The sequence below is a fragment of the Niabella sp. genome (assembly GCF_030150205.1).
Lineage (GTDB): Bacteria > Bacteroidota > Bacteroidia > Chitinophagales > Chitinophagaceae > Niabella.
Map to the genome: position 1 here is coordinate 38438 of NZ_JASLGT010000019.1, position 11173 is coordinate 49610.

Genomic DNA, 11173 nt, shown 5'->3' on the forward strand with positions numbered 1-11173 from the left:
GCCGGAATTTTAAAAACAAAAAAGGTTATTGCAATATCGTACGTGAACAGAATGATTAGCCAGTAAATTAGATTATGAACCGAAGAAAAATGTTAAGTGGCATAGCGCTGGCCGGACTGGCAGCGTCATTGCCGGTTGGAAAATTATCCGCCACTACAAAAGAAGCCGGTGCAAAAGACAGCGTAGCCGGTGGGTTTAAAAAATTAAAGATTGGTGATCTGGAATTGTTTGTATTAACAGACGGATTCTTACAGGATAAAAGCACCTCCTTTGCGCCACATGCGGATATTGACGCTTTAAAAGAAATATTGGCGGCGAATTTTCGCAGTACGGAACAGGTGGAGATGGCCATGAACGTGCCTTTAATAAAAACAAAGGACCGACTGATATTGCTGGATACGGGTATGGGTGTTTTTGCTGACGGCAACACCGGCCTGCTGCTGAAAAGCATGAGGGATGCCGGTTTCGCAGCCGGTCAGGTTACGGATGTATTAATCTCGCACGCGCATCCGGATCATATTGGTGGTGTGGTCGATCCGCAAAATAACCTCGTGTTTCCAAATGCAAAGATCTTTATTGCTAAAGCAGAGTACGACTTTTGGATGCAGGCAACCCTGGCCGATTTTAACAACAGCGCATTAAAAAAGGAGCCGGAGTTTTTAAAGATGTTCATTCCAAAGGTTCAAAATATATTAACCACTATAAAGCCCCGGCTGAATTATTATGATTTTGAAAAGCCGCTGTATGATACTTTTAGTTTTCAGCTTGCGCCGGGACATACACCGGGTCTTACACTAATGAAGATCACTTCAGGAGCGGATACACTTGTTTATATTGCGGATCTGATCCATTCTGATATCTTATTGTTTCCCCACCCGGAATGGGGATTTTCCGGAGACACCGATCTTACCCTTGCGGCAAAAACAAGGAGGCGTATGCTGGAACGGCTCACAGCTGAACGGGTGCTCGTATGCGCGTATCATCTTCCCTGGCCAGGACTTGGGCATGCACGCGGGAAGGGCACTGCCTTTGAATGGGTGCCCCAGGTATATATGACTCCATAGCATATAGCCTTTTGTACGGTCCTGGAGCAGTTTGTCATATTTTGCTGGTGCAAATGGCAAAAGACGTGTTATTTTGCTATTTTCATCCGGTAAATGTTTTTATATATGAAGAGAAGCAGCCTGCTGGCAATTTTTGCGCTGGCATCCGTTTTTGTTGGGGCACAGTCGAAATACCGTAATACAGAAGCCTTTGCGCCCTTTTTCTATCCGTCTCCCGGAAATGAATACAGAAGTGCATCCGGGGAACCCGGACCTAAATACTGGCAGAACCGGGCAGATTATACGATCAACAGCACATTGGATACCGCCGGTCATACCGTTACGGCAAAAGTAGAGATCCTGTATACCAATAATAGTCCGGACAATTTAAAATTCCTTTGGCTGCAGACCGATCAGAATGCGTACCGGAACGATTCACGGGCCACTGCCACAACCACGGCAGCAGGCGGTCGCTGGGCCAATGCCATGTTTACCGAAGGGGATGTGATCCAGTCAATGTCGATTGAAGAGAATGGTAAAAAGTACACACCGGAGTATACCACCACCGATACCCGTACACAGGTATGGCTGGCCAGTCCGCTCAAATCCGCCGGTGGAAAAGTAAAACTGACCATTGAGTACAAGTTCCAGGTTCCGGAGTATGGCAGCGACCGTATGGGAAGGTTGAATACAAAGAATGGATGGATCTATGAGATCGCGCAATGGTTTCCCCGTATGGCGGTATATGACGATATCCAGGGATGGAATGTGCTGCCCTATCTTGGACAGGGCGAGTTTTACCTGGAGTACGGCGATATCAGTTTCAATATTACGGCGCCTGCCAATATGATTGTGGTGGGTTCCGGGGAGCTGTTAAACCCTGCCGAATGTTTTAAACCGGAAGAAGCAAAACAGTATGCTGCGGCAAAGCTTAGCGATAAAACGACTATGATCCGCGACGCAGCAGCTATCGGCAAAAAAGGGATCAGTACTAAAAAGGGACTAACGACCTGGCGGTATAAAATACAGAACACCCGTGACGCTGCCTGGGGCGCGTCTGCCGCATTTGTGCTGGATGGAGCAAAGATTGACCTGCCCAGTGGTAAAAAATCCTTCGCGCTCAGCGCCTACCCTGTTGAATCGATTGGGGCCGATGGCTGGCAGCGCAGTACAGAAATGGTAAAGGGATCCCTCGAGTTTTATTCCCGCCAGTTGTTTGAATTTCCGTACCCGGTGGCCACCAATGTGGCCGGTATCGTGGGCGGAATGGAATATCCGGGCATCGTGTTCTGCAGCTATAAAGCAATGGGCAGCGAACTTTGGGGTGTAACCGATCATGAGTTCGGACATACCTGGTTCCCGATGATCGTAGGCAGCAACGAACGCAAATATGCCTGGATGGATGAAGGCTTTAATACGTTTATCAATGATCTGTCCAGTGCGGCATTTAATAAAGGCGAATTCAAAAAACAAAGTTATTTTGATGATCCGGCGGCAGCCAAAACCGTTCAGTCCGTTTTTAGCGATGCCGGTGATATTTTACTGACCGAACCAGATGTGGTACAACAGGCTAACCTGGGAAATACGGCCTACTTTAAGCCGTCCCTGATGTTACATTCCCTCCGGAATACGGTGCTGGGGCCCAAGCGCTTTGATGCGGCGTTCCGGGAGTATGTCAACCGTTGGGCATTTAAACACCCCACACCCTGGGATTTTTTCCGTACCATGGAAAACGTAGGCGGCGAAGACCTGGCCTGGTTCTGGAGAGGCTGGGTGTTTAACAACTGGAGAATTGATCAGGCAGTGAGCAGCGTAAAATATAAGAACCGCATACCGGCCAACGGAGCGCAGATCACCCTGGAGAACCTGGAACAAATGCCGATGCCGGTAACCGTTCTTATAAAGGAAAGCAATGGCAAGCAGCAAACCATTAACCTGCCGGTTGAAATATGGCAGCGCGGCAGTACCTATGCATTTGAAGTAGCCACCACCACGCCAATCGTGGAAGTAACAATTGATCCGGAAAAGAAAGTACTGGATTGGGATCGATCCAACAATACCTGGACGGGTAAATAGGATTTTGTCAAAGAGACGCAGAAGCACTGAGCTTTGTTGTTTTAAACAGCAATTAGGACAAGCCTTTTCAGGGTTTCTGTGTTTCATTGGCGATTAAAAAAAGGAAATACAAAGGGCAAAGAAAGCAGCGCAACACTGCGGCGCTGCTTCTTTGCGTCGTTGGGTGAAATAAAGCTGCCCGTTATCGCTTATTGAATCACAATATCATACTTGTCCAGTAAACCGGTGATATGGGGCAAGCTGAAGATGGCCTTTTTGATCTTGTTTTTTTCAGGGTTGATCGAATAATGAAACGCTGTTCGAAGATCCGCTTTTTCCAGGTTGGTGTTTTCGAACCGGGCTCCTGAAAGATCACAGTTGCCGAATACAACGGCGCCGCAGTCGGCATCCACAAAATCCACTTCCTGCAAAACACAGTCATGAAAAGAAACGTGTTTCATCTTTACTCCATAAAAAGAGCTGAGGGTTAGCGTGGATTTTTCAAACCGCGGCGAAAATAAAAAGGTATGTGCATCTTCGAAATGTACGCCCACTAGCTTGCAGTTTTTAAATATTGTATCCCGGAACGATGCCTGCTCTACATGTACCCCGCTGAGGTCGCAGTCTTCAAAACAACAGTCGATAAAATTGACTGCAGAAAGGTCGGAAGATGAAAACCCGCACCCCTTAAAACGGCAACCTTCATAATCGCCTTTTGGCAAAGGCGTTTGAACATAGTCCTGTTTTTCATAAACCATATCTTCAAAATAGCGGCCCATATCTTTTTGATCAAAGATAGCTTTTCAAAAAAGGAACAATAATAATTTATGGAATTATGACCGTGCCCGGTCTAATAGGTAAAAGCATACACTATGAGCAGCATGGAAACCATTCTGGAGCCTGTTGGCCGCAAACGCAGCAGGGGCGCATCTTTTAACCGGCCTGCCATACGAATCGATATGACACCGATGGTGGATCTGGGCTTTCTGCTGATTACCTTTTTTATTTATACTTCTGCAATGAGTGATCCTTCCACAATGAACTTATTTATGCCCAAGGATGGGCCGCCGGCGCCCACCGCCGCTTCCGGGGCGCTTACCATCCTGGTGGGAGATCATGGAAGTCTTGCCTATTACGAGGATCAGTTGGAACCTGGTGGCGCCAACCTGCATCCAATAACACCAGGTGCGCTTAGAACAACATTGATCAGCAAAAAGAAAGCAGTGATGGCGGCAACTGTACCAGACCCGGCCTGCGAAGCCAGGGCGTTGGCAGAAAAGCGTTCACCGGAAAGCTGCCGCCAGGGCAAACTGATGGTAATGATCAAGCCCGGTAAGAATGCCGACTATAAAACCGTTGTGCATGTACTGGATGAAATGCTGATCAACAAGATCGCGCGGTATGCGCTTACGAAACCAGAGGCTGATGAGCTGAAGTACATTCCCTGATTGATTGTATTCCCTGACCCTACTTCTTTTCTGAACCTCCTGGTTTGGGAACAGGGCACCGCATGCATTTTAACAACTAAAACATAAATTATGGAAACAACAAAAATCCTGTCTGCTTCTTTCCTCGATATCCTGTTTGATGGAAGAAACAAGTCCTATGGCGCTTATGAATTGCGCAATACCTATAACGGCCGGCTGGTAAAAGCGCTGGGCGCCACCGGCCTGGTCATTGCAACCTTTATGGGTGCATCCGCATTAAAAGGTGCAGAACCCAAAAAAGCACCGGTTCCCATTATCACTACGGTAGTCGATCTTACCAAAATAGAAGAACCGGAAAAAGTAGAGCCGCCGGCACCACCGGCACCCAAATTACAGGAGCCCAAAAAGATTGAAACCATACAATTTGTGATCCCTAAAATTGTCCAGGATAAGGATGTAACAACACCACCACCTTCCCAGGAAGACCTGGTAGATGTAAAGATCGGTTTGAAAGACATAGAGGGGGAGAAAATGGGAAATATAGTTGTGCCGCCGGATGGCGTAAAAGACGGGAAGGGGATCTTAGAAATTAAGCCTAAAGAAAAGGAACCGGAAATCGCTACGTTTGTTCAGGTTGAAGCGAGCTACCCGGGCGACTGGAACAGGTTTCTGACAACCAATCTCCGTGGTGAAATACCCGTAGACAATGGGGCTGCTCCCGGAAACTATCAGGTGCTTGTACAGTTTGTGGTAGACGTAAACGGAACGGTAAGTGATGTTAAGATACTAAAAGATCCGGGTTTTGGCATGGCGGCAGAAGCCATCCGGGTAATTAAAAAGTCCGGCAAATGGAAAGCTGCTATTCAGAACGGATACCCGGTAAAAGCTTACCGGAAACAACCGATCACCTTCCAGGTACTGGAACAATGATAAACGCAAGACCCTTTCCTTAATTGTTAAAAATAAGTTATAGCTGCTTCGCGGTTGTGTTGATACCTGAACTGCTTTTGTGCGGTAAAAAAGCTGTGAAAATAGGGCTTTTAAATGCCGGCTGGCCCAGTATATTCACTTTCAACAATATGGAGCAACTGTAGTACGCAAATTTTAAAAGCTGGAGCCAGGTTGGCCCCGGCTTTTTTTCAGCGGCAGCGTAAAAGCGCCGTGCTTCACTCAAAACCTGTGACAAAGATCTGTGACAATTTTTTTTTGTCACAAAAAAGCTGTCACAGGTTTCGGGGGCTGTACTCCGGGAAAACAGGTTCTTAAAATCTCCTGTACCGGGTGGTTATGAAGCACAAAACCTCGCCGGTTTTGCGTAATTTTGCGGCCTAAACGAAAGTAAATGACATTACACAGGGAAGGCAACGCTACCATCACCATCAGTACGGTGCTGTTTTTAATCATAAGTTTTGTACTGTATTATTTCCTGTTTCAGGCTTACCCGGTTATTTTCTGGATCCTTGAAGCGGCATTGGTGGTGGTATTTGCACTGATCATTTCCTTTTTCAGAATTCCCGGCCGGAACTATACGGTGGATGATGCAGCCGTTATTGCTCCCTGCGATGGCAAGGTGGTGGTAATTGAGGAAGTGGAAGCCGACGAGTATTTTAAAGACCGCAGGATACAGGTATCTATTTTTATGAGTCCGCTGAATGTGCACGTAAACCGCAATCCCGTAAACGGAGAGATTGTATATAACCAATACCATAAAGGGAAATACCTGGTGGCCTGGCATCCGAAATCTTCCACAGAAAATGAACGCCACTCCAATGTGTACCGGCATCAGAGCGGGAAGGAAGTACTGACCAAACAGATTGCGGGTGCCTTGGCCAAGCGGATCGTAAACTATAACCAGGTAGGAAAGAACGTAAAGCAGAACGACGAAATGGGATTTATCAAGTTCGGCTCCCGGGTAGACCTGCTGTTGCCCTTAGACGCGAAGATCAATGTAAAGATCGGTGATATAGCCATCGGCGGGGTTACCGTGGTGGCCCGCTGGTAATAAATATATAACCTGACAGGCCCCATCCGGACGTTACGGATGGGGTTTTTTTATGCATTCCGGGCGTCTATATGAAACGATATTTTATAGATTTTATCTATGGGCTATAGAAACTATCATTTGAACTCCCTTGCTTTTTGTGGTACTTTTGCACCGCAATTGAAAAACATAATCATATTTTATAAAATCATAAAACAGAAAGTATGCCTTTAGTAGGAAAGAAGTTCCCCAGTGTGGCCATTGATGCGATGTCTGATATGGGAGATACGTTGAAGATCGATGTATACAAAGAAGCGGTAGAAAATAAAAAGAAAGTGTTATTGTTCTGGTATCCGAAAGATTTTACGTTTGTGTGTCCCACGGAACTGCATGCGTTCCAGGAAGCTATCCAGGAATTTGAAAAACGCAATACCCTTGTTATTGGTGCTTCCTGCGATAGTGCAGAAGTGCATTTTGCCTGGTTAAATACCCCCAAGGACAATGGCGGTATTGAAGGAGTTACTTATCCCATCCTTGCTGATACGCACCGTTACCTGGCGGGTGAACTGGGAATACTGGATGCCGACTATGAAGTAAATGATGAAACCGGCGAAGTAAAGCTGAGCGGATCCAATGTAAGCTATCGCGCCACTTATCTTATTGACGAGGACGGCAAAGTGTTTCATGAAAGTGTAAATGATATGCCGGTGGGGCGCAATGTTCAGGAATACCTGCGTTTGATTGATGCGTATACCCACGTACAAAAACATGGGGAAGTGTGCCCTGCAAACTGGGAAGAAGGTAAAAAAGCAATGAACGCAGATCGCGAAGGTGTTGCTGCTTATTTTAGCCACAATTAAAACGAAACAAAATGTACGTAGAATTAAGTGAAGATAATTTACAGCAACTGGTTGCAGATAATGAGAAAGTGATGGTGCAATACGGTGCAGGCTGGTGCGGCAACTGCCGGATCATGAAGCCCAAATTTAAAAAACTGGCCGGCGAAAATGAAGGCGTGGCGTTTATTTATGTGGATGCTGAAAAGCTGCCGGAATCCCGTAAGCTGGCAAAGGTAGACAACCTGCCTACGTTTGCGGTATTTAAGAATGGCCAGTTGTTAAACCAGGTGCAAACCAACCAGGCTGCATCTTTAAATGAATTATTCAATGAAACGTTCATATAAAAAGTTTCAGTTTCTTTAAAACTGCTGAAAATTTTTATCCTGATAAGTTCCGTTGGGCCATTAAAAGAAAAATAAAAAATATTCGAATGAAATTACCAATAATTAGAAAATTATACCAGGCAGCCCCTGCTGAAAAACTTCAGGCAACGGTAGACGTGCTGGAAGCATTTTGTGAGATGAATGTAAAGGATGAGGAGCTGGATGTGGCTGGTGAGCTGATCACCAACCTGTGCGGAGCGATTGAGGTGCATGAACTGGTGAAGAGCGGAATGCGGGAATCTGATGCACTGAACACTTTTTCAAAGAAAGTGCTGGGATCGATAGACCGGTAATGGATTACAATGATCTTTTTAAGCATCCTGTCAAAAGCAGGATGCTTTTTTTATGACCTATTGTGGGGGTACCGTCGCGCCTTTGTTTATTTGTTTTTATTAGATACCGTGTAAAGCACAGCGCCGGTTGTCAGCGTGTTTTATGCTGATGTGATTGCTTTATCGAATACGCCTTATTCCAATACCCGGATGATCTTCACAAATTGTTTTTGGTAATAGCCCGAAAAGGTAGAGATGATCACGCCGGTACCGGTTCCTGCGGCATGAATAAAGCTCAGGGGAATTTTATTAGAGGTGATGATCCCGATATGCCCGATCCTGCGGCTGTTTTCTCCCCTGAATAAGATAAGGTCTCCCGGTAATGCGTGCTGCAGACTTACTTCCTGCCCTACATATTCATAGTTATAAGAACTGCGGGGCGATTTTACATGATAATGCTGAAAAATATGATAGAGAAAACCGGAACAGTCGAATCCTTTATCCGGATCCGCAGACCCGTATTTGTAAGGGGTGCCCAGGAAGGTTTTTGCATATGCTGTAAATTCCTTCCGGTCTATATGCAGCGGACGGTCCATGGATACGGATATAGGTGCATCCGGAATACGGTTTGTTTGCTCCGGCGGATCTGTGGTTGTTGCGTTGGAAGCAGGTGTATGGACGGGCACAGGAGCGCGCCTGCTTTTTTTTGACGCTGTGCAGGCACCCAGGGCCAGTAACCATATAATTGCAAATCGCCGGAGTGGATATATCATTTGTCACCATCAGCAGCAATTATAATGCCGTACCGGCGTATAGCCGTTCAAATAGAAGCTGCTTCATTTTGAAAAATTATCGGGTATATTTGTGGGTTAAACAATGATCTTATGCGTGTACGATTTTTTGCATTCTTTTTGGCAATGCTGCTGACTTCCGGTACCACTTTATTTGCGCAGGGAAAGAATACCCGCCAGGTAGAAGTGGCTGTTAAAAAACTGACCAAGGCCATGCTGGATAGCGATATACCGGTATTAAGCGCTTTGGCATCGGAGCAACTGACCTATGGACATTCCAGTGGTAAAGTGCAGAATAAAGCAGAATTCCTGGAATCATTTAAAACCGGGGCCAGCGATTTTACAAAAATCGATATTAAAGATCAAACCATTTATATCGTAAACAATACGGCGATCGTACGTCATTTGCTGGATGCGGATACCAATGACAATCAGCAACCAGGACATACCACATTAAAAATAATGACCGTTTGGACAAAAGCGGGCAACCAATGGGTATTGATCGCCCGTCAGGCAGTAAAGGCCTTATAAAACAAATACATACATGAAAGGATGCTTTTTAGCAATAGCGGTTGCTGTTGGAGTGGCAGTGTCTGCCCAAACAAAAGCCATTGAAATCGTCAACCCGTCAGCTATAGAACGGAAAGATGAGTTGGTGGTATTAAAACGCGCATGGATAAAGCGCAAACTGCCGGCATTGAAAGATGCGCAGTACCTGGTGATCACCGATAAAAAGACGCCGCAGCTGGTGCAGTTCGATGATCTGGATGGAGATGGGGTATGGGATGAGGCGATACTGCTGCTGAACCTGGCGCCCAAACAAAAGCGGGTGCTTTCGGTAGCACCCAGCGATCATCCGGCTGCAATAAAAGCGGTGGTACGTGCCTATGTTAGGCAGAAGCACCGGTTACCGGATGGCAGCTTTGGAAATAATGTGATGACGGATACCATGCCGTATAACAATATTCCTACAGATTTTTCAAAACAGCAATTGCCGCCTTATTTAACGGAAGGACCGGCCTGGGAAAATGACAGGGTAGGCTTTCGTAAGTATTTTGATGTTCGAAATGCGAATGATATATGGGGCAAACGCGTATCCTATATGGTTTTGGATGAAGTAGGCGCTCATCCGGGCAATAGCTATCATAATTTATCAGATTGGGGAATGGATATCCTGAAGGTAGGAAAATCGCTGGGAGCCGGTGCATTGGCGTTGCGTACAACTGTAAATGGAAAAGATACCCTGATCCGGTTTGGGCGCAATGTACAACAGGTGGTATACCGGGAACTGAGCTCCGGACCGTTGCGGTCTGTGTTTGAAATCCGGTATAAAAACTGGCAGTATTTACCAGGAGCGGCGCCCATCAATGTAACTGAACAGATCAGCATCTGGGGCGGACAGTATTTTTTCGAAAATAAAGTAACGTTCAGTAATCTTCCTGCGAATGCGTCGCTGGTGACCGGCACGATCGATTTTTTCAGCAAACAGGATTATAAAATAAACCGTTTAGGTATCGCAGGTCTGTATACCTATGACCGGCAGAGCGAAAATAAGGATCAGCTGGGCCTGGGAATTTTAACAGCGGCTGCAAATGTAAAAGGATGGGGGCATATCACGGCACAAAATACGGATGTAACCAATGTATTCACCCTGGATATGAAGGCATCGGCCGGTAAGCCGGTTGTATACCGCTATTATGTGGGCTGGGAGGTAACCGATAAGGCCTTTGCTACCCAGGCAGGTTTTGAAAAAATGATGACAACAGAAACGGAAAAGTTTGCAAAACCGTTGGTGATCCGGTAGGGAGCATTTGAAGATTTGAAAATGCGGGAATGGTGAATAGTTAATAAATGCCATTTCCTTAAGGCCGTCGGTGCACGGATGTGGAGGAGTTTTAATAGTGACCAAAAATATCTCAGAGACGGTGCCGCAGGCGCTATCAGTGGCTGCTGTAAAAGTTATAACACAACGAATCAGTGACTCAGTGTTTCAGTGGCAACCATAAAAATCGCTAAGGAAACGACATTGAATAGTGAATGGTCAATAGAGCGTCAATGTCGTTCCCTTAAAGCCGCAGATGCGCAGATTTGGTATCGGCTTTAACTACAACAATGGCGCAGAAAAGCGCCGCAGGCGCAATCTGTGCATCTGCGGCAATCATAAAAATTGCTTAAGGAAACGACATTGAATAGTTAATGGCCAATAGTGAATGGTCAATGGCTGGCAATCAGTGATTTTGTGAGAGTGTAAAATAAATTGTGTAAACAGTTTTTAAGCAACTGCATTTAGAGGCGGCATCTGTTGTCAAAGATAGTTAAGAACTGATGGAGTATGAACCCCCAATTTTGGATGGGCATGCTCCATTTTTTTTCGATATTAGT

Annotated in this window: 12 protein-coding genes; 10 read left to right on the plus strand and 2 right to left on the minus strand. The window is 45.9% G+C overall.

Annotation, left to right across the window (positions count from 1 at the left end; all coding sequences use genetic code 11):
* Nucleotides 1–74: 74 nt before the first annotated feature.
* Both Q1V85_RS15730 and Q1V85_RS15735 read left to right on the plus strand, forming a co-directional pair.
* Nucleotides 75–1064 carry an MBL fold metallo-hydrolase gene (locus tag Q1V85_RS15730; protein ID WP_300601428.1) on the plus strand — a complete coding sequence of 330 codons (990 nt, stop codon included), beginning with the start codon at nucleotides 75–77 and terminating at the stop codon, nucleotides 1062–1064.
* A gap of 105 nt (nucleotides 1065–1169) precedes the next feature.
* Nucleotides 1170–3119: a M1 family metallopeptidase gene (locus Q1V85_RS15735; RefSeq protein WP_300601429.1), complete on the plus strand. Its 1950-nt coding sequence runs from the start codon at nucleotides 1170–1172 to the stop codon at nucleotides 3117–3119.
* Between the two features lie 188 nt (nucleotides 3120–3307).
* Here the strand turns inward: Q1V85_RS15735 and Q1V85_RS15740 are convergent, their stop codons facing one another.
* The gene (locus Q1V85_RS15740) at nucleotides 3308–3877 is read right to left on the minus strand and encodes a pentapeptide repeat-containing protein (protein ID WP_300601431.1); all 570 of its coding nucleotides are present in this window, start codon (nucleotides 3875–3877) and stop codon (nucleotides 3308–3310) included.
* Between the two features lie 93 nt (nucleotides 3878–3970).
* On the opposite strand from Q1V85_RS15740, the gene Q1V85_RS15745 reads away from it, so the two are divergent.
* From Q1V85_RS15745 to Q1V85_RS15770, 6 genes are all read left to right on the plus strand, one after another.
* Nucleotides 3971–4546, plus strand: a complete 576-nt coding sequence (locus Q1V85_RS15745; RefSeq protein ID WP_300601432.1) for a biopolymer transporter ExbD — start codon at nucleotides 3971–3973, stop codon at nucleotides 4544–4546.
* Nucleotides 4547–4636: 90 nt separating this feature from the next.
* A complete protein-coding gene (locus Q1V85_RS15750; protein ID WP_300601433.1) occupies nucleotides 4637–5455 on the plus strand; it encodes an energy transducer TonB in 819 nt (272 codons plus the stop codon).
* A gap of 412 nt (nucleotides 5456–5867) precedes the next feature.
* Nucleotides 5868–6527: a phosphatidylserine decarboxylase family protein gene (locus tag Q1V85_RS15755; RefSeq protein WP_300601434.1), complete on the plus strand. Its 660-nt coding sequence runs from the start codon at nucleotides 5868–5870 to the stop codon at nucleotides 6525–6527.
* Nucleotides 6528–6730: 203 nt separating this feature from the next.
* The gene (locus Q1V85_RS15760) at nucleotides 6731–7366 is read left to right on the plus strand and encodes a peroxiredoxin (protein WP_300601435.1); all 636 of its coding nucleotides are present in this window, start codon (nucleotides 6731–6733) and stop codon (nucleotides 7364–7366) included.
* Nucleotides 7367–7377: 11 nt separating this feature from the next.
* Nucleotides 7378–7689, plus strand: coding sequence for a thioredoxin family protein (locus Q1V85_RS15765; protein ID WP_300601437.1), 312 nt, complete (start codon nucleotides 7378–7380; stop codon nucleotides 7687–7689).
* An 86-nt stretch (nucleotides 7690–7775) separates the two neighbouring features.
* Nucleotides 7776–8021 (plus strand): hypothetical protein, encoded by a 246-nt coding sequence (locus Q1V85_RS15770; RefSeq protein ID WP_300601438.1) that lies wholly within the window; start codon nucleotides 7776–7778, stop codon nucleotides 8019–8021.
* Between the two features lie 173 nt (nucleotides 8022–8194).
* On the opposite strand, the gene Q1V85_RS15775 is transcribed toward Q1V85_RS15770, so the two are convergent.
* Nucleotides 8195–8686 (minus strand): C40 family peptidase, encoded by a 492-nt coding sequence (locus tag Q1V85_RS15775; protein ID WP_300601439.1) that lies wholly within the window; start codon nucleotides 8684–8686, stop codon nucleotides 8195–8197.
* Nucleotides 8687–8884: 198 nt separating this feature from the next.
* Here Q1V85_RS15775 and Q1V85_RS15780 point away from each other — a divergent pair, with 198 nt between their 5' ends.
* The gene (locus Q1V85_RS15780) at nucleotides 8885–9322 is read left to right on the plus strand and encodes a nuclear transport factor 2 family protein (RefSeq protein ID WP_300601440.1); all 438 of its coding nucleotides are present in this window, start codon (nucleotides 8885–8887) and stop codon (nucleotides 9320–9322) included.
* Nucleotides 9323–9335: 13 nt separating this feature from the next.
* A complete protein-coding gene (locus tag Q1V85_RS15785) occupies nucleotides 9336–10595 on the plus strand; it encodes a DUF4861 domain-containing protein (protein ID WP_300601442.1) in 1260 nt (419 codons plus the stop codon).
* Nucleotides 10596–11173 lie beyond the last annotated feature (578 nt).

Bases quoted from the DNA above. Each gene is read 5' to 3' on its own strand.
- Q1V85_RS15730 (WP_300601428.1), top strand. From the start codon at position 75: ATGAACCGAAGAAAAATGTTAAGTGGCATAGCGCTGGCCGGACTGGCA.
- Q1V85_RS15735 (WP_300601429.1), top strand. From the start codon at position 1,170: ATGAAGAGAAGCAGCCTGCTGGCAATTTTTGCGCTGGCATCCGTTTTT.
- Q1V85_RS15740 (WP_300601431.1), bottom strand. From the start codon at position 3,877: ATGGGCCGCTATTTTGAAGATATGGTTTATGAAAAACAGGACTATGTT.
- Q1V85_RS15745 (WP_300601432.1), top strand. From the start codon at position 3,971: ATGAGCAGCATGGAAACCATTCTGGAGCCTGTTGGCCGCAAACGCAGC.
- Q1V85_RS15750 (WP_300601433.1), top strand. From the start codon at position 4,637: ATGGAAACAACAAAAATCCTGTCTGCTTCTTTCCTCGATATCCTGTTT.
- Q1V85_RS15755 (WP_300601434.1), top strand. From the start codon at position 5,868: ATGACATTACACAGGGAAGGCAACGCTACCATCACCATCAGTACGGTG.
- Q1V85_RS15760 (WP_300601435.1), top strand. From the start codon at position 6,731: ATGCCTTTAGTAGGAAAGAAGTTCCCCAGTGTGGCCATTGATGCGATG.
- Q1V85_RS15765 (WP_300601437.1), top strand. From the start codon at position 7,378: ATGTACGTAGAATTAAGTGAAGATAATTTACAGCAACTGGTTGCAGAT.
- Q1V85_RS15770 (WP_300601438.1), top strand. From the start codon at position 7,776: ATGAAATTACCAATAATTAGAAAATTATACCAGGCAGCCCCTGCTGAA.
- Q1V85_RS15780 (WP_300601440.1), top strand. From the start codon at position 8,885: ATGCGTGTACGATTTTTTGCATTCTTTTTGGCAATGCTGCTGACTTCC.
- Q1V85_RS15785 (WP_300601442.1), top strand. From the start codon at position 9,336: ATGAAAGGATGCTTTTTAGCAATAGCGGTTGCTGTTGGAGTGGCAGTG.